The following is a 21,924-nucleotide window of genomic DNA, read 5'->3' as shown; positions in this document are numbered from 1 at the left end:
TTGTCCTCGTCCTCGGCAATCGTCGCTTCGCCCGGCCCGCAGCCCCTAACATGCCGTGTCAAGTGCATGATCGGCGCGAAGGGCGAGCGAGCGTGGGCATCGAACACCTGGACGTACGGGCGCACGCGAGACAACGCTGGGCGGCCAGGGCCGCCCTCGGCTGCGCGGTCCTCGCCGTGCTGCTGCCCCTCGGCTACGCCCGCGGGGCGAGCCTCCTCCTCGTCGCCGGTGTCGTGCTGGGCGCCGGCCTCACCGTGGCCGCCCTCTGGTGGGTACTGACCCGGCGCGGCCCCGCCCGCGTCGCGGCGGGAGTGCTGGCCGTGGCCGCACCGGTCGGCGTCGTCTGGTGGTTCGCCGTCGTCAACCTGCTCTGGGTCGTGATCGTCTCCGCCGCCCTGTGGAGCGTCGCCGTCTGGTCCGGCAAGTTCGCCCTCAGCAGCACCAAGTCCCATCAGGTGCACGTCCCCGAACACCGCGTCCCGGCCCCCACCCGCCCCTTCCTCATCATGAACCCCAAGTCCGGCGGCGGAAAGGTCGAACGCTTCCGGCTGAAGGAGCGCGCCGAACGACTCGGCGCCACCGTCCACCTGCTCGACCCCGCGCGCCACGAGGACGTCGCCGTCCTCGCCCGGGACGCCGTCAGGAACGGCGCCGACCTCCTCGGCGTCGCCGGCGGCGACGGCACCCAGGCCCAGGTCGCCGCCATCGCCGCCGCGTACGACGTCCCGCTGCTCGTCATCTCCGCCGGCACCCGCAACCACTTCGCCATGGACCTCGGCCTCGACCGCGACAATCCCGCCGCCTGCCTCGACGCCCTCACCGACAAGGGCGTCGAACTCCACGTCGACCTCGGCTACGCCAGCGGCCACCCCTTCGTCAACAACGCCTCGTTCGGTGCGTACGCGGCCGTCGTGCAGAGCCCCGCCTACCGCGACGACAAGGTCCGCACCACCCTGGAACTGCTGCCCGAACTGCTCACGCACCAGCGGGGTCCCCGGCTCACGGCCCGCATCGGGGACGCCGTCATCGACGCGCCCCAGGCCGTCCTCGTCAGCAACAACGTCTACCGCAGTGACGACCTCGTCGGTCTCGGCCGCCGCGAACGGCTCGACGCCGGCGTGCTCGGTGTCGTCGGCGTCCGCGTCGACAGCGCCGCCGAGGCCGCCGGACTCGTCCTCGGCCCGAACGCCCCCGGCCTCAGTCTCCTCGTCGCCGACGAGATCGTCGTCGAGGCCGACCGGCCGGAGATCGAGGTCGGCGTCGACGGCGAGGCCCTCGTCCTGCCGACCCCCGTCCACTGCCGGGTCTCGCCGAAGGCCCTGCGCGTCCGCGTGCCCCGCGACCGCCCCGGCGTCCCCGAGCCCAAACCGCCCCTGGACTGGCGCCGGTTGCGCAAACTCGCCGCCGCGGTCGGCCGTACGGCGCTGCCCAAGCACCGCGAACGGTACGGCTGGGCCCAGGAGTTGTGGAACCGCCGACGCTAGAAACGCCGGTCGACCGGGTCCGCGTCGACAAGCTCCGCCCTCGCACGGTACTGATGGGGCATGAGCGACGACGGCGAACATCCGCGCGACGAACTCCCGTCCGGCGTCCGGGCGTCCCGGGCCACCGGTCGTCTCGTCGGCGGCCGTTACCGTCTCACGGAACGCGTCGGATCGGGCGGCATGGGCACCGTCTGGAGGGCGGTCGACGAACTCGTCGACCGCGAAGTCGCCGTCAAACAGCCCAAGCTCCCTGGCGACCCGTACGGCTCGCACGACCTGAACGGCCCGCATGGCTTGGACGGTCCGCATGGCCCGTACGGCCCCGGTTGTTCGGGCAGTCCCGGCGGGCCCGGCGACCCTGAGCAGGACGCCCGTCGGCGGGCCGCCAACCGGCTCTACCGTGAGGCCCGCGCCGCCGCCCGCGTCGACCACCCGTCCGCCGTCACCATCCACGACGTCGTGGTCGAGGACGGGGCGCCGTGGATCGTCATGGAACTGGTCCGCGGCGAGTCCCTGCACGAGGTGCTCAGACGTGGCGCCCTCACCCCGGTCGAGGCAGCCCGCGTCGGCATCGCCGTCGTCGGAGCGCTGCACGCCGCGCACGGCGTCGGCATCGTGCACCGGGACGTCAAACCCGCCAACGTCCTCCTCGGTCCGCACGGCCAGGTCGTCCTCACCGACTTCGGCATCGCCCACGTCCAGGGCGAGGAATCGCTCACCGTGACAGGGGAGTTCGTCGGGTCGCTCGAATGCGTCGCCCCCGAGCGAATGGCCGGCCCCGGCGCCGCCGGCCCGCCCTCCGACCTCTGGTCGCTCGGCGTCCTCCTCTACGCCGCCGTCGAGGGCTGGTCCCCCTTCCGCCGCACCACCCTGGAGTCCACGCTCGCCGCGATCCTCGCCGCCGAACCGCCGGCGCCGGAGCGGGCGGGCCCTCTCGCCCCCCTGCTCGTACGCCTGCTGGCCAAGGACCCGGCGCTCCGCCCGGACGCCGAGGAGACCGCCGGGTTCCTGAAGGAGGTGGCGGAGGGCCGGACGCCCGACCTCCGGACGCCGTCCGGGCTCCGCGAGTCGAGCGAGGACGTGGGGACGCGGACGCTACGGCTCGGCGAAAAGCCGCAGGATGCCGCCGGGCCGCAGCAGCGGAGGCCGCAGAACGTACGGGGTGAGGAGCCGGAGAGCGCACGGGGTGCGAGACCCGAGGCCGTGCAAGGTGCGAGGCCCGAGGCCGTGCACAGTGCGAGGCCCGAGAACTTACGGGGTGAGGAGTCCGAGAACGCACTGGGCGAGAAGCCCGATGACGCGCCCGACACCGAAGTCGGGCCGGTCGGCGCCGTGCGCCCCCGGCGCAGGTCGCGTGCCGGTCGTCTCGTCGCTCTGGCCGCCGTCGGGCTGCTGCTGACCGCCGGGGGAGCCTGGGCCGGGGTCGCGCTCGACACCGGCGGCGGTGTCACCGAGGTCGCCGAGCCAACGGTCGGGTGGGTGGACGCCCGCGTCGAGTCCCCGAGCACCGACCCCACTTCGGGCACCACGGCCGGCACGCGCTGGGTGGCCCACCGCGAGGAGGCCATGGACGCCGTCCTCGCCCTCCCCGTGCCCTATGAACGGATCCGCGCGGAAGGCGGCGACGACGAGCAGCCCCGTGCCGTCACCTACGAGGGCGAGGAGGTCGTCCGGGTGCGGCTGACACAGTGGGACGAGGCGCCCGCCTCACCCATGGAACAGGCCAAGGACTCCACGGACATCGTGGCGGGCGACGTGAAGTCGACCGCCAACTACACCACCACGAGCTTCCACGACCAGGAGGCCGTCCTCGCCGACACCACCCACTACCTGGACGGCACACCCACCCGCGTCCTGGAACTGATCGTCCGCACCGACGACGACCGGATGTACGAACTGCGGGTGGACATGCCGAAGGGCACGGCGGACGAGAAGAAGGGCACGGCCGTCTTCAAAGGGGCGCGGGAGCGGCTGGAGATCGGACCGTAGGCAGCCGCCGCGCACGGACGTGATCCACGCCGCATTCGCGGCCGCACGCCACCGCCCGCCGCCCTGATGAGCCACTTCGTTGCCAGCGATCACTGGCGTGGTGTGTGCGCCCGGTGAAAGCCTGTTACCGCCGGGTACCCAAAGTCGTACGGTCCGGAATACCCTGCGCGTCATGACGGACTCGCAGGCCCCCGAGAAGACCGGTACGACCACCACGGTAACGACCGGCACCAACCCCCTCGCGGCAGCCCCGCAGGGCGCCCGTACCGCCGCCGACGTGGTCACTCCCGAACTGGTCGCCCAGCTCACCAAGGGCGTGGTCGGCTCCGGCCGCACCGCCAACCACACGCCGTTCACCGGTGAGAAGCTCGCCGACCTGCCGGAGTCCACCCCCGAGGACGTGGAGCAGGCCTACGCGACGGCCCGCGCCGCGCAGGCCGTCTGGGCCCAGCGGTCCGTGCGGGAGCGCGCCGCCGTCCTGCTCCGCTTCCACGACCTGGTCCTCGAACGCCAGGCCGAGGTGCTCGACCTCATCCAGCTGGAGACCGGCAAGGCCCGCCTCCACGCCCACGAGGAGGTCCAGGCCGTCGCGGTCGCCGCACGTCACTACGGCCGCAAGGCCCCCTTCTACCTCAAGCCGAAACGGCACACCGGCGCCGTCCCGACCCTCACCAAGGTCACCGAACTCCGCCACCCGCGCGGCGTGATCGGCCAGATCGCCCCCTGGAACTACCCCCTCGAACTCTCCGTCGGCGACGCGATCCCCGCCTTCGTCGCGGGCAACGCCGTCGTGATGAAGCCCGACACGGAGACCTGCCTGACCGCCCTGTGGGCCCGCGACCTGCTCATCGAGGCCGGCCTGCCCGCCGACGTCTTCCAGGTCGTCCTCGGCGAGGGACCCGTCATCGGCCCCGAGGTCGTCAAGCACGCCGACTACGTCTCCTTCACCGGCTCCACCCGCACTGGGCGCGAGGTCGCCCAGGGCGCGGCCGCCCGCCTCGTCGGCGTCTCTCTCGAACTCGGCGGCAAGAACGCGATGCTGGTCCTCGCGGACGCCGACATCGAGAAGGCGGCGGCGGGCGCCGTCCGCGCCTGTTTCTCCTCCGCCGGCCAACTCTGCATATCCATCGAGCGGTTGTACGTCCACGAGTCCATCGCCGACGCCTTCCTGGAGCGCTTCGCCGCCCGCACCAAGGCCATGCGCCTCGGCACGTCCCTCGCGTACGGCGCCGACATGGGCTCCCTCGTCGGCGAACGCCAGCTGGAGACCGTCACCCGCCACGTCGACGAGGCCGTGGAGAAGGGCGCGAAGGTCCTCGCGGGCGGCGTGGCCCGCCCCGACATCGGCCCCTACTTCTACGAGCCGACCATCCTCGACGGCGTCACGGAGCCCATGTCCGTGTGCACGGAGGAGACCTTCGGCCCGGTCGTCTCCGTCTACCGCTTCACGGACGAGGACGAGGCCATAGCGGAGGCCAACTCCACCGCGTACGGCCTCAATGCCTCCGTCTGGACCAAGGACGGCCGCCGCGGCCGCGAGGTCGCCTCCCGCGTCCGCGCCGGCACGGTCAACGTCAACGAGGGCTACGCCTCCGCGTACGGCTCCGTCCAGTCCCCCATGGGCGGCATGAAGGACTCCGGCCTCGGCCGCCGCCACGGCTCCGAGGGCATCCTCAAGTACACGGAGGCCCAGACGGTCGCCCAGCAGCGCCTGCTGCCCATGGCCCCGTCCCTCGGCATGGACGACGAGAAGTACGCCCAGTTCATGAGCCGCAGCCTCCGGGCGATGAAGGCACTCCGGCTGCGCTAGCGGCCCCTGCCCTCAGGGGCGCGGGGCTGTATCGACATGCGGCTCCGCCGCGTGGGCGCGAGCAACCACATACGGCCCGCAGACAAGGACCGTTCTCAACGAGGAGAACAAGTGTCGTACGACTACGACGTCATCGTCGTCGGATCCGGTTTCGGCGGTTCGGTCACCGCCCTGCGCCTGACCGAGAAGGGCTACAAGGTCGGCGTCCTCGAAGCGGGCCGTCGCTTCACCCGAGCCACCCTCCCCAAGAACTCCTGGGACCTGAAGAACTACCTCTGGGCGCCCGCCCTCGGCCTGTACGGCATCCAGCGCATCCACCTCCTCGGCAACGTCATGGTGCTGGCCGGAGCAGGCGTGGGCGGCGGCTCCCTCAACTACGCCAACACCCTCTACGTGCCGCCCGAGCCGTTCTTCGAGGACCCGCAGTGGAAGGACATCACCGACTGGCAGGAGGAGTTGAAGCCGTACTACGACCAGGCCCGCCGCATGCTCGGCGTACGGCTCAACCCGACGATGACCCCGTCGGACGTGCACCTGAAGGCCGCAGCCGAGCGGATGGGCGTCGGCGACAGCTTCCACCTCGCCCCGGTCGGCGTCTTCTTCGGTGACGGCGAGGACGCCGACGGCAAGGCGAAAGCCGCGCCGGGCGACCAGGTCGCGGACCCGTACTTCGGCGGCGCGGGCCCTGCCCGCAACGCCTGCACCGAGTGCGGAGCATGCATGACCGGCTGCCGCCACGGCGCGAAGAACACGCTCAACGAGAACTACCTCCACCTCGCCGAGAAGGCGGGCGCGGTGGTCCACCCGATGACCACGGTCGTGGCCGTGACGGAGGACTCGCAGGGCGGCTACGCCGTGACGACCCTCCCGACCGACAACCGCAGGAAGGGCGAGAGCCGGGTGCTCAGGGCCCGCCGCGTCGTCCTCGCGGCCGGCACCTACGGCACCCAGACCCTCCTGCACCGGATGAAGGCGAACGGCCAACTCCCGCACCTCTCGGACCGCCTGGGCATGCTGACCCGCACCAACTCCGAAGCGCTGGTCGGCGCCCAGACCGACAACCGCCGCTACCGCAAGGCGCACGGCGCGCCCGAGGTCGACTTCACCCGCGGCGTGGCGATCACCTCCTCCATCCACCCCGACGAGAACACCCACATCGAGCCGGTCCGCTACGGCAAGGGCTCCAACGCGATGGGCGGCCTGTCGATCCTCCAGGTCCCGTACGCGGGCAGCACCGCGTCGGGCACCGCCCGCGTCCTCGGCTGGCTGGCGTACGCGGCCAAACACCCCTTGCTGGTGGCCCGTTCGCTCTCCAACCGCCGCTGGTCGGAGCGGACCATCATCGGCCTGGTGATGCAGTCCCTGGACAATTCCCTGTCGACCCACCTGAAGCCGAAGGGCCTGGGCAAGGGCCTGTTGACGGCACGTCAGGGCCACGGCGCGCCCAACCCCAAGCAGATCGAGGCCGCTTCGCGGGCCGCCTCCACCATCGCCGCCGAGATCAACGGCTTCGCCGGCAGCAACGTGGGCGAGCTGATGGGCACCCCGCTCACCGCGCACTTCCTCGGCGGCTGCCCCATCGGCGCCACCGCGGACGACGGAGTGATCGACCCGTACCACCGCCTCTACGGCCACCCCGGCATCTCGGTCGTCGACGGCGCCGCCGTCTCCGCGAACCTGGGCGTCAATCCGTCCCTGACGATCACGGCGCAGGCCGAGCGGGCGATGTCGTTCTGGCCCAACAACGGCGAGCCGGACCGGCGCCCCGACCCCGGGGAGGCCTACGAACGCCTCACTCCCGTGGTGCCCCTGCACCCGGTGGTCCCGGGGGACGCCTTCGGCGCGCTCCGGCTGCCGCTGATGCCGGTTCCGACGGTGCCGCCGAAGAAGTAGTTACGGAGAAGGACCCGCACCCCCCTCCGAGCGCGGGTTCTTCTCTCGTGTGCCAGATGTGACTGGTGAGTGCCGTGAAAGGTTGCCCGCAATAACTGCTTTCTTGTGTGATGTGAGTCACGTGGATGGGTCGTCGGGTCGGTACAACCGACGGGCACGCCCCGCCGTCACATACATGTTCGATGGGGCCTATGGGGCCCCTGTGAGGCATGAAACGAAAGTCATGAGGGTGGGGGACATGAAGTCGACGATGTCGCGGGTGGCGGTGGCCGTCTCGGTCGTGGCCACGCTGGGATTGACCGCGGCGTGTGGCGGGGGCGGCGACGAGGACAAGGCGGAGAAGAAGCCGTCGGCCGCGGGCAGCGCCTCGGCAGCCGAGGACGCCAAGAACGGGGAGGACGGCGCCGGGAAGGCCGCGCTGACCGCCGCCCAGCTGAAGGAGGCGGCCCTCGCGAAGGGGGACGTGAAGGGGTACAAGATCGCCGACATGCCCGCGGAGGACATGCCGGCCGAGACCGTTCCCGCGCAGCCGGCCGCCTGTCAGCCCCTCGCGAACATGTTCTACTTCACCTCCGACCCGCAGGCGAAGGCCCGCGCCGGACGCACGGTCACCTCGGAGGACGAGCTTTCCGCCAGCGTCATCTCCCTCGCCCTGGCCGCGCACGAGCAGGACGACGCCGAGAAGGTCATGGCCGATCTGCGCAAGGCGACGGAGAGCTGCGACGGGTACGAGCACGTCGGCAACAAGTACAGCGGCATCGAGGCCCTCACCGCTCCCGACCAGGGCGACGAGGCCGTCGCCTACAAGGTGAAGGGCGACATCGAGGGCGCCGAGATCCCGATGTCCTTCACGGTGGTGCGCAGCGGCTCGACACTCATCGGGTTCTACTCGATGAACATGCTCGACGCGGACAAGGCCGAGGTGCCGGACGCGATCCTGGACGCACAGGTCGCGAAGGTGGAGAAGGTCGCCGGCTGAGCGCCCCCGGCGTGACGAAGGGCCCCGCGGAACGGCAGGCTCGGCCGTTCCGCGGGGCCCTTGGGGTCGGTGATCTGTTCCGCGTCGTGAAGGGGGAACGGGCTCCGTGACCGTCGCGCCCACCTCGGAACAGTTCCGCCGGTCGGCCCCGGGCGTCCCCGGAGCCGGCCGTTCTCTTGAGTGACCGGGCTGCTGTCCCCTGCCGTCCGGTCACAACCCTGGAGCGAGGTCCCACGGCGCACGGCACGATCCGGACGCCTCATCGCTCCAGCGGAGCCACGCGTGGTTCTTTCGGGCCCGCACCTGGCTGGCACGGACACCGACACCAACGAAACGCGTCGTACGGCGGTCACGCGCCGTACGGGTGAGAGGACAGGCGTACGTATGTGCGCCGCCGGTGCGCGCCGGTCAGACACGGCCCCGGCACAGCTCCAGCAGGGTCATGGCGAGCGCGGTGCCCGGCTTGCCGAGGGCGTCCCTGTAGTGGGCCAGGACCTCCATCTCCCGCGACAGGTTCACGCGCCTGCCGCCGGACTCGATCCGTGCCTCCTGGATCACGGCGGAGACCGCCACGCGTTCCTGGATCAGGCCGATGATCCGGTCGTCCAGGGCGTCGATGCGTTCCCGGGCACCGGTGATCACACCGGCCGCCTCGGAGGTACGGGCACCGGTCTTCTCGGTGGAGGTGAGGGTCATCCTGGGGCTCCTCGTCGGAAGTCGAACGGACCCCCGGAGCGGCAAGACCCGGAAAACGCCAGCCGCCCCGGACCTTGTCGGCCCGGGGCGCCTGGGGAAGTCGCTTGTCAGTTGCTCAAGCAGCACGACCATGGCAGCCGGTGGGCCCGGTGCCATAGCTAAAGACAAGGGTCGAGTGCGCGAACATGAGCGCCAGTATGCCACGCCCCGCCCCTACCGCCCGGCCCGCGCCCCTTTTAGGGGCGCGGGGAACTGCGCGACAAGCCACGACGAGGGCGCCAGTCCGCCACGAACCGATCCCGGCAGACGCGTGTCCGGAAGTTTGACGCACTCGCGCGTGTCCGGAATCGCGGTGGGGCATGCCGGATGCCCGGGCGAGGGCGGGCCGTCAATGGCGCCCGGGCGCAGGCGGCGACCGCCTCCCCGCGCCGGCCCATCCTTTGCGCGGCCTCGCCCCACCGTCCCCACCCGACGAGAGTCCTTCCTCCCGCAAAGGGGGCGCGGCGGTCCCCGGCCGAGCCACCGGTGGCCCGCTTCACGAGCGCCCACCCCGGTAGACTCGGACCACACAGACCCCCGCCCCACCGCCGGAAGGCACCTCGTGTCATCAGCGAACCCCGCTGCCGCCGTTCCCGACACCGTCCTGGTCGTCGACTTCGGCGCCCAGTACGCCCAGCTCATCGCCCGACGGGTCCGCGAGGCCCGGGTCTACAGCGAGATCGTGCCGAGCACCATGCCGGTCGCGGAGATGCTCGCCAAGAACCCGGCGGCGATCATCCTCTCCGGCGGCCCCTCCTCGGTCTACGCCGAGGGCGCCCCCCGCCTCGACCGCGAGCTCTTCGAGGCCGGCGTCCCCGTCTTCGGCATGTGCTACGGCTTCCAGCTGATGGCCACCACCCTCGGCGGCACCGTCGACAACACCGGCGCCCGCGAGTACGGCCGTACCCCCCTGCACGTCTCCAAGAGCGGCAGCACCCTCTTCGAGGGCACCCCCGACGAGCAGTCCGTCTGGATGTCCCACGGCGACGCCTGCTCCGCCGCCCCCGAGGGCTTCACCGTCACGGCCTCAACCGACGTCGTCCCGGTCGCCGCCTTCGAGAACGACGAGAAGAAGCTGTACGGCGTCCAGTACCACCCGGAGGTCATGCACTCCACGCACGGCCAGCAGGTCCTGGAGCACTTCCTCTACCGGGGCGCGGGCATCACCCCCAGCTGGACCACCGGCAACGTCATCGAGGAGCAGGTCGAGGCCATCCGCGAGCTGGTCGGCGACAAGCGCGCGATCTGCGGCCTCTCCGGCGGCGTGGACTCCGCGGTCGCCGCGGCCCTCGTCCAGAAGGCCATCGGCTCCCAGCTGACCTGCGTCTACGTCGACCACGGCCTCATGCGCAAGAACGAGACCGAGCAGGTCGAGAAGGACTTCGTCGCCGCGACCGGCGTCCAGCTGAAGGTCGTCGACGCGGAGGAGCGCTTCCTGAAGGCGCTGGCCGGGGTCTCCGACCCCGAGCAGAAGCGGAAGATCATCGGCCGCGAGTTCATCCGCGTCTTCGAGCAGGCCCAGGCGGAGATCATCGCCGACGAGGGCCCCGAGGTCGCGTACCTCGTCCAGGGCACCCTCTACCCGGACGTGGTCGAGTCCGGCGGCGGCACCGGCACGGCCAACATCAAGTCCCACCACAACGTCGGCGGCCTGCCGGAAGACCTCGAGTTCAAGCTGATCGAGCCGCTCCGCAAACTCTTCAAGGACGAGGTCCGGATGGTCGGCCAGGAGCTGGGGCTCCCGGAGGAGATCGTCCAGCGTCAGCCGTTCCCGGGCCCCGGCCTCGGCATCCGGATCGTCGGCGAGGTCACCAAGGAGCGCCTCGACCTGCTCCGCGAGGCCGACGCCATCGCCCGCGAGGAGCTGACGGCGGCCGGCCTCGACCGCGACATCTGGCAGTGCCCGGTGGTGCTGCTGGCGGACGTCCGCTCCGTCGGCGTCCAGGGCGACGGCCGCACCTACGGCCACCCCATCGTGCTGCGCCCGGTCTCCTCCGAGGACGCCATGACCGCCGACTGGTCGCGACTGCCGTACGAGGTCCTCGCGAAGATCTCCACCCGGATCACCAACGAGGTCGCCGACGTCAACCGCGTCGTCCTCGACGTGACGAGCAAGCCGCCGGGCACCATCGAGTGGGAGTGAGCCCCGGGCTCAGGGCCCTTCGGGGCTCGGGGCTTCGGGCTCTGTAGGGCTCGGGCAGGGGCTCAGGTCCGTTTGAGGGCGCGCACCGGCTCTCCGGGCTTCCAGACCTGGACGACCAGGTACTTGTCGTCCTCGACGTAGGTCCGTACGACCTCCGTCAACTCGGCGCGGAAGAGGTGGAACGGCTCCGGCGGTTCCACCTCTTCGCCGTACGCGGCCTTCTCCGCCGGATCGTCGACCTCGACCGCCCGCCCGCTCACCCGCACGTCCCCGCCGCCCATCCCCGTGCCCGGCCCCGGGTTGGCCTGCAACGCGAAGCGGGGATCGCGGCGCAGATCGAGTGCCTTGAGCGAGTCGGGCATCATCCCCAACCACAGCTCCCCCCGCTTGAACCGGACCTCCAGCCCGGTCGTACGCGGCGACCCGTCCTTGCGCAGGGTGGCGAGGACGTGATGGGTGAAGGCCCCGAAACGCGCTTCGACGGTCTCGGCGAGCTCAGGTTCGGCGGCGACGAAGGCGCCCCAGTTCGAAAGATTCTCCGGCATACATCGAGTCTCACCCGGATACCCGACAACCATTGTCCGGTTACCCCGAGCGACGTACGGCCGACATGCGGCCGATGTATCGGCGCCGCGGGGCGCCGTACGGCGCTGCCCGACCCGGCCGAGCGGTGCGCCACCTGACGCGCTTCGGTGACTTGCGTAACGGTTGCGCACTCTCTTCACGGGACGGACCTGTTCTCCCTGGGGACCGACGGTAGCTTCCGCTTCGTAAAGGAAGTCATTCTGGAGGACACATGCACGGGCCCACACCGCCCCTGCCTCTACCCACCGACCAGCTCCGGTTCGCCATGCCGCCGATGCACGAGTCGGTGGAGGACGAGCGACGGCACCGCAAGGAACGGCTGGCCGGGGCCCTGCGGATCTTCGGGCGCATGGGGTTCGAGGAGGGGGTCTCGGGACACATCACCGCGCGCGACCCGGAGTTCAGCGACTGCTTCTGGGTCAACCCGTTCGGGATGCCCTTCAAGCACGTCACGGTGAGTGACCTGGTCCTCGCCAACCAGGACGGCCAGGTGATCGAGGGCCGCTACCACGTGAACCAGGCCGCGTTCACCGTCCACGCCCAGGTGCACGCCGCCCGCCCGGACGTCGTCGCCGTCGCCCACTGTCACTCCGTGCACGGCCGCGCCCTGTCCGCCCTCGGCGAGCTGCTCGACCCGATCACCCAGGAGTCCTGCGCCTTCTACGAGGACCAGGCGCTCTACGACCACTACACGGGCGTCGCCGTGGACGCGGACGAGGGCCGCCGCATCGCCGCCGTCCTCGGCAGCCGCAAGGCCCTCGTGCTGCGCAACCACGGACTGCTGACGGTCGGCGACTCGGTCGACGCGGCGGCCTGGTGGTTCCTGTCCATGGAACGTTCGGCCCAGGTGCAGCTCACGGCGAAGGCGGCGGGCCGCCCCCTGCTCATCGAACACCGGCTGGCCGTCGCGACACGTGAGCAGGCGGGCGGCGACCTGGTGGCGTGGATCAACTACCAGCCGCTGTGGCAGGACATCAGCCGCAGCGAGCCGGATCTGCTGAGTTGAACCGCAGCATCCGGAAGGGGGCGCAGGGAAACGCGCGACCAGCCAAACAGCCCCCGCCGACGCGTGACGGCCTGGTGGGACGGCGATCTCGCGCGTGCCCGTCAGAAGCCGCGCAGCACGGCGGCCTTCGTGGCCGCGAACTCCTCGTCCGTGAGGACGCCCCCGCGGTGCAGCTCCCCGAGTTCGCGGAGCCGACGCAGGAGCGTGTCGTGGTGGTCGGAGGAGCCGGTGCGGTCGGAGGCGTCGGTGCGGTCGGAGACCGACGGCCGCGCCGCGTCGACCCCGCCCGGCCGCGCGCCGTCCACGGTTGTGTTCGCGGGGCCGTTCGCCCCTGTCGACGGATGGGGGAGCCGTGCCGTGACCGCCGTCGCGACGAGCGCCGTGAGCAGGTCGCGCCGCGCACTGCCCCACAGATCGAGGGCGAACGGATCCCGCTCCGGCGGCAGCTTCGAGAACACGGTCTCGCGCGTCACGAACCGCAGGAACCCGTCCTCGTAACCGGAGTTGGGCACCCACTCGACCTGCACCAGTTCCCCGATGTCGATGATCCGCGGGCCGGTCGCGCGCTTGACCCGGTCGGAGGTGTCGTTCCAGTCGATCCGGACCCGCGTCCCGTCGAACGACACCGTGCCGTCACTGGACCGCACCGACACCGGCACGGGCGGACCGGGCAGGAGGTAGGCCCCGGCGGGCTCCTTCGGCGTCTGCTCCAGCAGCATCGACCGCCGTATCTCCTCGGCCACGTACTCGGCGACCCCCGACCGGTCGAGATCGACCGTCAGCCGGTACGGGTCGGCCTCGTCCGGCAGCCGCCCGCCCGTGGCCTGCAGCAGCGGATCACTGCCCTCACGCAGCCGCAACCGCAGCCGCCCGCGCTTGCGTTCGGGCTCGTAGACGACACCGGCCACCGCCTCCAGCGGCACCGCGATCTCCCCGTACGTCTGTCGGAACAGCGCCACGGAACGGTGCAGGCCCGGCGTGATCCGGACCGTGTCGCCGTCGAAGGCCCAGACGCCGTCACGCTGGATGATCTCGGCCATAGGAGGATTCTCCCAGCCCGGTCAACACGAGCACCCGCACTTCACCCCGCGCCTCCCACGCACGGAGTGGCCCTGCCGAATGCGGGCCGTGTTCCATACGGCACAATTCGCTGTCATCGCAGGGCAGTTGTACGGCCGCACGGCTGTGGTAGTGAGCGGACGAATGTACGACACCGCGCTACGGCGGTATCGACGCAGCGGTCCCGGCAACGCACGGGCGACTGTCGTCGCCCTCGTGGCCGGAGCGGTGACAGCAGTGCTGGCAGATGGCAATGACGGTGGCGGCGAAAGCCGAAGTACGCGGACGTGGGCGCGGTGGCGCCCGCGGACGACGGCGCGGGAAGGCGGACTCGGGCGTGGCGGTGCAGGAGGCGAGAGGGGGCATGGGCGCGGGCGCCCATGAAGGCGGGTGCACGTGCGGGGACTGCCCGCACGGGGCGCGCGCGGGACACCGGCGCGCGGTCGCCGAGTTCCTGCTGAAGCGGGAGGAGTTCGCGTCGGGGCAGGGGCTGCCGGCGGCGGTCGCGCACTCCGCGTCCGCCTCCCGCCAGTGGGTGTCCGACGAACTCACCCAGTCCGCGGCCCTCGTCGCCGAACGCGGCCGGGTCGAGGGCGAGACCTGGCTGGCCCGCCTGTGGCTGCGCACGGCGATCGTGGTCTGGGCCGCCGTCGTCACCCTCCTCCTCGTCCAGTCCCTCACCGCGATCGGCACGGGGTGGACCTCGGCCCGCACCGCCGGTCTGCTCGCCGCCCTGCTGGTGGCCGCGGCCCTGACGGGCGCCGGGTATCTCCACCGGGCGCGCGGCGGTGCCCTCGCACCGGTCATCGGCGAGGACAACCGTCTCTCCACCTCCCGCGCGATCGCGGCCGGTTGGGTCCTCTTCGTCGTCTTCGCGGTCCTCGTCCTCGTCGGCCGCCTCGCCGCGGCCTCCAACCACCGCGAACGCGACGCCCTCATCGCCGGCCTCGACCTCGCCCGCGGCGCCGGCATCGTGACCGTCCTCGCCGTCGTCTGCGGCATCGCCGTCCTGGTCCGCCGCGTGGTCGGTCTCCGTGTCCTCTCCCAGCGCCTCCAGAAGGTCCGCGCCCACCGCCCCCGCGCCGCCGACCTCCTCACCGACGACTCCGGCCGCGGCAGCTTCACCGACATCCAGTACGTGATCATCTGCACCGTCGCCCTCGCCTTCGCGGCGGTCCGCCTCGCCCGCCGCCCCGACCAACTCCCCGACCTCCCCTGGGGCCTGGCCCTCCTCGTCCTCGTCTCCGCGGCCACCTACGTCGCCGGCAAGTACGCCGAGGGTGGCCGCCCCGTCATCCTCTCCGTCGTCCGCGCCCGCGAGGCCGGCGACCTCGACGCCCCCATCCGCAACGGCGACGACATCGAGATCCGCGGCTCCGGCTTCGTCCCACCCGGCGCCCAGACCGCCGACCACCTCTCCCGCATGGTCGTCCGCATCGGCCCCGTCCACGTCCACGTCCCGCTCGTCCCCGTCGCCGGCGGCTTCAGCAACCCCACCGACGCCGTCCTCACCGCGCCCGTCCCCGTCGACGTCGAACCCGGCAAGATCGAAGTCCAGGTCGTGACAGCGGCGGGCGTGGAGACCAACCGCTACACCATCGAGGTCGCAGCGGACTGACCGGTCACCGAGGGGACGGGCCCCAGGGCGGGGACGAAGGAGGGGAGCGGGGAGTTCAGGGGAAGCGGGCCGCCGTCCGTCCAGCGGAGGTGCGGAGGTTCAGAGGCGGGGGGCACGGAGGCGCGGGGAGCGGCTCGGCCCCTCGGTCGGTGGCGCGGGGAGCAGGTCGGCCCTCGGATCCGCGGCCCCTCGGCCGGTGGGCCGGCGGGCCGGAGGAAAAGGTCCGTCGGCGGTGGAGGGGAGCCTCCCGGACGGAGGCCACCCTGCCTCCCGACAAGGCTCTCCGACCCGGAAAAACACGCCCGAACCATTGAGCACCCCCACCCCTCTGAACGTATCGTCTGTTGAGGGGTCAACGGCACGGCGGACAAGAGGCGGCGCAGACCATGACTCACGACATTCGCTCGGACTCCCACACCCCCTACTTCGACGGCGGCCCCGACCGGCGCGACACCGCCACCCGCTACGCTCTCCTGCCCCTACGCCTCTTCCTCGCCGTCACCTTCATCTACGCCGGCTTGGACAAACTCACCGACAGTGCCTTCATGGCGGACTCCGGCTCCGGCTCCATCGGCGACATGATGAGCGCCGCCCGCGACTCCTCCGCCATCCCAGCCATGATCGACATGGCCCTGAACAACCCCGTCGGCTTCGGCTACGCCATCGCCATCGGCGAACTCGCCGTCGGTATCGGCGCCCTCCTCGGTTTCCTCACCCGCCTCGCCGCCTTCGGCGGAGCCCTGATCTCCCTCAGCCTCTGGCTCACGGTCAGCTGGTCGGCATCTCCGTACTACTACGGCAACGACCTCCCCTACCTCATGGCCTGGATCCCGCTGATCCTCGCCGGCGCCCCGGTCCTCTCGGTGGACGCCGCCATCCGTTCTCGACGCCGGGGCGGCACCAGCAGGCACCGAGCGGGCGCCGCCTACCACTGAGCCCCACGACGCCCCGCCGCACCGGATGAGTGCGGCTGAGGCCGGGCGGAGTCGTCCGGTGAGCGGGGCTGTGCCTGGCCGCACTGGTTGAACTGTCCGCTGGGGGAGCCGTGCGGTCTGGTTGGGGCCGCGTGAGTCCGAGGAGCTCTGGCTCGCTCCCCGCCCGCTCCCAGCCGGACCGGCCTTCCTCTCTGCCGCGTTCACCCACTCTCTGCCGCGTCCATCCGCTGTCGGCCGGGCTTCCCTACTTTCAGCCGTCCCTGCCTGCTCTAGCCATGCCTATCCGTGCCCGCCGCCCCGGATGCCCCCGCCGCTCCCGTGGGCCCCGTTGCTCCCGGCCGCCCCGCGCGCCGCCGCCCCCGTATCTCGTGGTCCAGAGAAGCCACGGCCCCCGCGAGACACAGCCCCCCGACCACCAGGGGTATCACCACGAACCACGGGGTCTTCCAGGCGCCTCCCGCGTCGCCGAGGTACACGACACCGGCGGCGGCGAGGAAGAGGCCGGCGACGAGCTTCCCGGGCCGGAACTCATGCCGCAGCACGGGCCACCTCCGCCTGTCCCAGACCGACTTCGAGGTCGATGGTGAGCGTGCCCCCACTGCCCGAGCCCTTCGCGGGGGGCAGTGTCAGCCGGTCGCTCCTGTCCGGTGCCACGTCCACGTCCTCCTTGTCGTCACCCGGCAACTGGATGTCACCCAGGCCCACTTCGATGTCGAGCCGCACGGTGACGTCCGGTGGAACCACCACCTGCACCTTGCCCGCGCCCACCTCCACGCTGGTGCTCAGCGACTCTCCCTTCGGTATGTCCACCCGGGACAGGTCCAGCGTCCCCACCCCGGTCCCGAGCTCGTAGCGGGCCGCCACGCTGTCCGCGTTCCGCGGTGTCCACTTCGTACGGGCCCAGTCGGTGGTGATGTTCGACGGAAGCGCCGCCGTGCCCGCCAGGAGTCCCGCCGTGACCACCGCCAGGAAGATCGACCCCGCTCCCGTACGGCCGAGGAAGGCGCTGAGGGCTATGCCCAGACCGAACACGGTCAGAGCGCAGGCCAGACCGGTCTGCAGGCTGGCGGCGAGGGTGCGGTCCTCCCAGGTGGCTCCGGTACCCGCGCCGCCGGCGAGCAGCGCCAGCAGGAAGATCCAGCCACCGATCCAGCGCGGCCCCCGCGGCTTCGGCGGACGCGCCACGCGTATGTCCTGACGGGTGGGCCGGATGCCCCGGGCGATGTTGACCGCCGCGGCTATGTCCCGGTCGCGGGACTCCCACGGGCCCCATAGATAGCCCGTCCCACCGATGTGGGTACCGTCCTTGACTATCGGGTCGCGCCACCACGACGGGTAGGCGGAGGCCACCGGTGGTGCCTGGGCCTCCGGCGGGGCGTCGGCCACCGCCTGGGCGGCCAGTGGATCGGGGTCGGGGGCGCCGCGGTGCTGCGACCAGTACCCCGCGCCGGCCAGGAGCAGGGAGACGACCACCGAGAAGGTCAGGACGGTGGTGTTGCCCAGCATGGTGAGGAAGACGCCGCAGCCGACCAGCGCGAAGAGCACGGCCGTGAGGGCCTGGCCGTCGACCCGGCCGGTCAGCAGCTTGCGCAGCTCGTTCTCCTCCTCGTCGTCGTACGGCACGAACAGCCAGGCGAAGCCGTAGAAGAGGAGGCCGAGGCCTCCGGTGAGGGAGAGCACCGCCAGCACCACGCGGAAGATCACCGGATCCATGTCGCACTGGCGCCCGAGCCCGGCACAGACACCGCCCAGCATCTTGTACCGCCGGTCACGGCGGAATCTGTGCGGGGGACCGGGGGGACCGAGAGGGCCGGGGGAACCGGCCGAAGCGTCGGGGCCGGTGGCGTCCGATTGATCCGCTCGCGTGCCCGCTTCTGCCTGCGGGCCCGCGCCCGTGTGCGCGCCCGCGCCCTCGTGCGCGCGCGGCTTCCTGGCCCCCGTGCCCGGTGGGGGCACGGCGTCCTGCGGCTCGCTGGTGGACCGCAGGGCGTCCGGACCCGAGCCGGGGCCCGGCTCCGCTGCCGCGTGCTGGTGATCCGTCATGCGTCCATCGTGACCGCCGCGCCGTTGCGATGGCACTCGGGATGACCCTGGTCGAACCCTGATATCCGTCAGGGGGATGTGTTCGATCACGCTCGCGCCGAAGATCAGGGACGTCTCGGGGGTCGACCCTGATGCCTCGCTCGGCCGTGCGTGTGAACATCGATGGCATGCCGGAAGCCGCAGCACCGCCAGTCGACACTCCGCGGCCCCCGCGCAAGCTCTACCGCAGCAGCGACGGACGCTGGCTCGGAGGCGTGGCGCGAGGGCTCGCCGGACATCTCGGTCTGCCTGTGACCTGGGTGCGGCTCGTGTTCGCCGGCCTCTTCCTGGCCGATGGCCTCGGTGCCCTCGTCTACGCGGCGTTCTGGTTCTTCGTTCCCCTCGGCGTGGGAGGCGTCGACAACCAGCGGCCTCCGGCCATCGCCACGGAGATCTCCCCCGACGGCCGCCGCAAGCTCGTGGCCCGCAAGCCCGACCGAGGCCAGATAGTCGCCCTCCTCCTCATGGTCGTCGTGGCCATGGTCTTCGTCGGCAATGTGAACCTCGGGGAGGGCGCCAGGGCGTATCTCTGGCCGACGGTGCTCGTCGCCGCCGGCGTCGCCCTGGTCTGGCGCCAGGCGGACAACGCGCGGCGGGCCCGCTGGGCCGAGGTAGGCCGCCGTCGACGCACGATCACCCTGCTGCGCTCCGTGGCCGGTGTCCTGCTGGTCACCGCGGGGGTCTCCGGGATATTCGTCCTCCAGGGCTCGGCCGCCCACCTCGGCTCGGTCCTGCAGGCGGCGCTCGCGGTCCTCGTGGGCATAGCCCTGCTGGCCGGTCCGTACCTCGTGCGCATGACCCAGGACCTCTCCGAGGAGCGCCTGATGCGCATCCGCGCCCAGGAGCGCGCGGAGGTCGCGGCCCATGTCCACGACTCGGTGCTGCACACGCTGACGCTCATACAGCGGAACGCGGACAAGCCGAACGAGGTCCGCCGCCTCGCCCGCGCCCAGGAGCGCGACCTGCGGAACTGGCTGTACAAGCCCGAGGGCACGGGGAAGGACGAGGACGACGAGCCCGACACCCTCGCCGAGGCCGTCCGGCGGAACGCGGCCGAGGTCGAGGACAAGCACGGTGTCCCCATCGAAGTGGTCGTCGTCGGCGACTGCCCCCTCGACGAGGGACTGACCGCACAGATGCAGGCCGCGCGCGAGGCGATGGTCAACGCCGCCAAGTACGGTGGCGAGGGCGGCGCCGTGCAGGTCTACGCCGAGGTCGAGGGAAGGACGGTATTCGTGTCCGTCCGCGACCGCGGTCCAGGATTCGACCTCGACGCGATACCCGCCGACCGCATGGGCGTCAGAGAATCGATCATCGGCCGCATGGAGCGCAACGGAGGCACGGCACGGCTCCGCGCCGTACCGGGCGGCGGCACGGAGGTCGAGCTGGAGATGGAGAGGGCGGAGACGACGTCATGAGCGACGCGAACGGGGCCAACGACACTGCCGCAGAGGGCGGTTCGGGCACGACGCCGAGCGGGGGGCCAGGAGGTACTGCCGCGAGGGGCACGGGTTCGGCAGAGGGGCTGCCCGGCGAGCCCGTCCGGCAGGAAACGCCGGTCCAGCCCTCCACGCCCGAGGGTGCCGCCGCGCCCAGCGCACTCGGCGCACCGGGACCGTCCGGTCCCGGGCGGCATGTCCGGGTGGTGCTGGTGGACGACCACCGTATGTTCCGTACGGGAGTGCAGGCCGAGATCGGGCAGACGGACCGTACGGGGGTGGAGGTGGTCGGGGAGGCCCCCGACGTCGATCAGGCGGTCTCGGTGATCACGAGTACGCGGCCCGAGGTGGTGCTCCTCGATGTGCACCTGCCCGGCGGCGGCGGGGTCGAAGTCCTGCGCCGCTGTTCGTCGTTGATGGCGGACGCCGAGCAGCCCGTGCGCTTCCTCGCCCTGTCCGTGTCGGACGCGGCGGAGGACGTGATCGGGGTGATCCGGGGCGGCGCACGCGGCTATGTCACCAAGACGATCACCGGCTCGGACCTGGTGGAGTCCATCTTTCGGGTCCAGGAAGGCGACGCGGTCTTCTCTCCCCGCCTGGCCGGCTTCGTGCTCGACGCCTTCGCCTCCACCGACGCCCCGCCCGTCGACGAGGACCTCGACCGCCTCACCCAGCGCGAGCGTGAGGTGCTGCGGCTCATCGCCCGTGGCTATGCATACAAGGAGATCGCCAAGCAGCTCTACATCTCGGTGAAGACGGTCGAGTCCCATGTGTCCGCCGTCCTGCGCAAGCTGCAGCTCTCCAACCGCCACGAGCTGACGAGGTGGGCGACGGCACGCCGCCTGGTGTGAGGCCGGAGCGCCACGGCGGGACGGCGGGGCAGGTCGGCCGAGGCGGGTCCGGCCGCGCCCGCCGTGTCTCCCCGCGCAGGGCACCCCCACCCGCCACTCAGGCCCACGGCTCGGACCCCACGGCTCGGACCCAAGCCTCGGGCCCACGGCTCGGTGCCCACGGCTCAGGGCCCCGCTCAAGCCACCCGTGTCGCCCCCGCGTACGGCATCTCGTCCAGGGGTGCCACGCGTACCGGGGCCGAGGGGTTGGGGGCGTGGATCATCTGGCCGTTGCCGATGTAGATGCCCACGTGGCTGATGCCGGAATAGAAGAAGACGAGGTCGCCGGGGCGGAGGTCGGAGCGGGCGACGCGGGGGCCGGCGTTGATCTGGGAGTAGGTGGTGCGGGGGAGGGAGACACCGGCGGCGCGGTAGGCGGCCAAAGTGAGGCCGGAGCAGTCGAAGGCGTTGGGCCCGGTGGCGCCCCAGACGTACGGGCTGCCGATCTTGGAGTAGGCGTAGGAGATGGCCGCGGCGGCGCGGGAGTTGGGGGCGTCGGCCGTGGCGGAGGCGGCGGAGACCGGCCCGGTGAGGCCGCGCTGGGCCGTGGTGGAGGAGCGCGAGGCGTGCCCCGTGGCGCCGCTGCGGGTGTCGAAGCGTGAGCGGTCCTCGGTGGTGAGTCGGCCGAGCAGTTGACGGGCGTCGGTCAGCTTGGAGGTGACGGTTTTCTTGTGGCGTTTCAGTTCGGTCTGCCGGGTCTTGAGCGTGCCCAGTTCGACGCGGGCGGCGCCGCGCAGCCGTTCGATGTCCAGCAGTTGCTTCCGTACGCTCGCCACGTCCGCCGAGTGTCGGCTGCCGACGCGCTCGGCGAGGGCGGCGCCGTCCAGGTACTGGTCGGGATCGGCGGAGAGGGCGAGCTGCCAGGTGGGGGCGATGCCGCCGTCCCGGTACTGCGCCGCCGCCAGCGAACCGAGTTCGTCGCGGGCCGAGTTGAGCCGTTCGGTGCGGCGGGCGGCCTGGTCGCGCAGCTCCTCTAGGTTCTCCTGAGCCTTGTCGGCCTTCTCCTTCGCGCCGTTGTACTTCTCGGTGGCGACCTCGGCCTCTTGGTACAGCTTGGCCACCTTCGCCCTGACCTGCTCCGGGGTGAGCTGGGGGTCGGCGTGCCCGGTGCCGTCGAAACCGGTCGCCGTCGCCGCGCCCGCGAGGGCGATCGTCGCGGCCGTGCGGGCCGTATGGCCGCCGAGCGAGCGCTGTCTGGGCTTGCGGTGCGCTGCCACGTGGAGTCCACGTCCTCTCCGTACGACCGCCGTCCGCAGTACGAACATCGTCTGTCCGTA

Annotated in this window: 17 protein-coding genes; 11 read left to right on the top strand and 6 right to left on the bottom strand. The window is 71.7% G+C overall.

The annotated features are described in order from the left end of the window. Nucleotides 1–92: 92 nt before the first annotated feature. The 5 genes from P8T65_RS17350 (at nt 93) to P8T65_RS17330 (ending at nt 8,155) form a co-directional block, all read left to right on the top strand. Nucleotides 93–1,484, top strand: a complete 1,392-nt coding sequence (locus P8T65_RS17350; protein WP_316726236.1) for a diacylglycerol kinase family protein — start codon at nt 93–95, stop codon at nt 1,482–1,484. A gap of 60 nt (nt 1,485–1,544) precedes the next feature. Beyond that, nucleotides 1,545–3,473 (top strand): serine/threonine-protein kinase, encoded by a 1,929-nt coding sequence (locus tag P8T65_RS17345; protein ID WP_316726235.1) that lies wholly within the window; start codon nt 1,545–1,547, stop codon nt 3,471–3,473. Nucleotides 3,474–3,645: 172 nt separating this feature from the next. Then, entirely contained in the window at nt 3,646–5,283 is a 1,638-nt protein-coding gene (locus tag P8T65_RS17340) for a succinic semialdehyde dehydrogenase (protein WP_316726234.1), read from the top strand. Between the two features lie 111 nt (nt 5,284–5,394). Continuing rightward, on the top strand, nt 5,395–7,176 hold the full coding sequence (locus P8T65_RS17335) for a GMC family oxidoreductase (protein ID WP_316726233.1): 1,782 nt from the start codon (nt 5,395–5,397) through the stop codon (nt 7,174–7,176). A 238-nt stretch (nt 7,177–7,414) separates the two neighbouring features. Then, nucleotides 7,415–8,155, top strand: coding sequence for a hypothetical protein (locus P8T65_RS17330; RefSeq protein ID WP_316726232.1), 741 nt, complete (start codon nt 7,415–7,417; stop codon nt 8,153–8,155). A 408-nt stretch (nt 8,156–8,563) separates the two neighbouring features. On the opposite strand, the gene P8T65_RS17325 is transcribed toward P8T65_RS17330, so the two are convergent. After that, the gene (locus P8T65_RS17325; RefSeq protein ID WP_316726231.1) at nt 8,564–8,851 is read right to left on the bottom strand and encodes a chorismate mutase; all 288 of its coding nucleotides are present in this window, start codon (nt 8,849–8,851) and stop codon (nt 8,564–8,566) included. Nucleotides 8,852–9,452: 601 nt separating this feature from the next. Between P8T65_RS17325 and guaA the strand changes: the two genes are divergently transcribed. Further along, nucleotides 9,453–11,033: a glutamine-hydrolyzing GMP synthase gene (guaA, locus tag P8T65_RS17320; protein ID WP_316726230.1), complete on the top strand. Its 1,581-nt coding sequence runs from the start codon at nt 9,453–9,455 to the stop codon at nt 11,031–11,033. Between the two features lie 62 nt (nt 11,034–11,095). Here guaA and P8T65_RS17315 read toward each other — a convergent pair whose 3' ends face one another. After that, nucleotides 11,096–11,578: a pyridoxamine 5'-phosphate oxidase family protein gene (locus P8T65_RS17315; protein WP_230219639.1), complete on the bottom strand. Its 483-nt coding sequence runs from the start codon at nt 11,576–11,578 to the stop codon at nt 11,096–11,098. A gap of 251 nt (nt 11,579–11,829) precedes the next feature. Between P8T65_RS17315 and P8T65_RS17310 the strand changes: the two genes are divergently transcribed. Then, the gene (locus tag P8T65_RS17310; protein ID WP_184904509.1) at nt 11,830–12,624 is read left to right on the top strand and encodes a class II aldolase/adducin family protein; all 795 of its coding nucleotides are present in this window, start codon (nt 11,830–11,832) and stop codon (nt 12,622–12,624) included. A 101-nt stretch (nt 12,625–12,725) separates the two neighbouring features. On the opposite strand, the gene P8T65_RS17305 is transcribed toward P8T65_RS17310, so the two are convergent. Continuing rightward, nucleotides 12,726–13,664, bottom strand: coding sequence for a DUF4429 domain-containing protein (locus P8T65_RS17305; protein WP_316726229.1), 939 nt, complete (start codon nt 13,662–13,664; stop codon nt 12,726–12,728). A 383-nt stretch (nt 13,665–14,047) separates the two neighbouring features. Here P8T65_RS17305 and P8T65_RS17300 point away from each other — a divergent pair, with 383 nt between their 5' ends. Together P8T65_RS17300 and P8T65_RS17295 are read left to right on the top strand one after the other, a co-directional pair. Beyond that, nucleotides 14,048–15,301 (top strand): hypothetical protein, encoded by a 1,254-nt coding sequence (locus P8T65_RS17300; RefSeq protein ID WP_316731618.1) that lies wholly within the window; start codon nt 14,048–14,050, stop codon nt 15,299–15,301. Nucleotides 15,302–15,687: 386 nt separating this feature from the next. After that, complete coding sequence (locus P8T65_RS17295) at nt 15,688–16,236, top strand: DoxX family protein (RefSeq protein WP_316726228.1); 549 nt, start codon at nt 15,688–15,690, stop codon at nt 16,234–16,236. 269 nt (nt 16,237–16,505) lie between these two features. Here P8T65_RS17295 and P8T65_RS17290 read toward each other — a convergent pair whose 3' ends face one another. Both P8T65_RS17290 and P8T65_RS17285 read right to left on the bottom strand, forming a co-directional pair. Beyond that, entirely contained in the window at nt 16,506–16,778 is a 273-nt protein-coding gene (locus P8T65_RS17290) for a hypothetical protein (protein WP_316726227.1), read from the bottom strand. After that, the gene (locus P8T65_RS17285) at nt 16,765–18,279 is read right to left on the bottom strand and encodes a PspC domain-containing protein (RefSeq protein WP_316726226.1); all 1,515 of its coding nucleotides are present in this window, start codon (nt 18,277–18,279) and stop codon (nt 16,765–16,767) included. Before P8T65_RS17285 ends, P8T65_RS17290 begins: the two co-directional genes overlap by 14 nt. A 131-nt stretch (nt 18,280–18,410) precedes the next feature. Between P8T65_RS17285 and P8T65_RS17280 the strand changes: the two genes are divergently transcribed. Both P8T65_RS17280 and P8T65_RS17275 read left to right on the top strand, forming a co-directional pair. Continuing rightward, nucleotides 18,411–19,736 (top strand): PspC domain-containing protein, encoded by a 1,326-nt coding sequence (locus P8T65_RS17280; RefSeq protein ID WP_316726225.1) that lies wholly within the window; start codon nt 18,411–18,413, stop codon nt 19,734–19,736. Beyond that, nucleotides 19,733–20,608 (top strand): response regulator transcription factor, encoded by an 876-nt coding sequence (locus P8T65_RS17275; protein WP_316726224.1) that lies wholly within the window; start codon nt 19,733–19,735, stop codon nt 20,606–20,608. The genes P8T65_RS17280 and P8T65_RS17275 overlap by 4 nt, the downstream gene beginning before the upstream one ends. Before the next feature lie 176 nt (nt 20,609–20,784). On the opposite strand, the gene P8T65_RS17270 is transcribed toward P8T65_RS17275, so the two are convergent. Continuing rightward, entirely contained in the window at nt 20,785–21,864 is a 1,080-nt protein-coding gene (locus P8T65_RS17270; protein WP_316726223.1) for an NlpC/P60 family protein, read from the bottom strand. Nucleotides 21,865–21,924: the final 60 nt, after the last annotated feature.

The sequence above is a fragment of the Streptomyces sp. 11x1 genome (genome assembly GCF_032598905.1).
Lineage (GTDB): Bacteria > Actinomycetota > Actinomycetes > Streptomycetales > Streptomycetaceae > Streptomyces.
The sequence above is the reverse complement of the archived record's forward strand: the minus strand, read 5'-3'. Positions and strand labels throughout refer to the sequence as shown.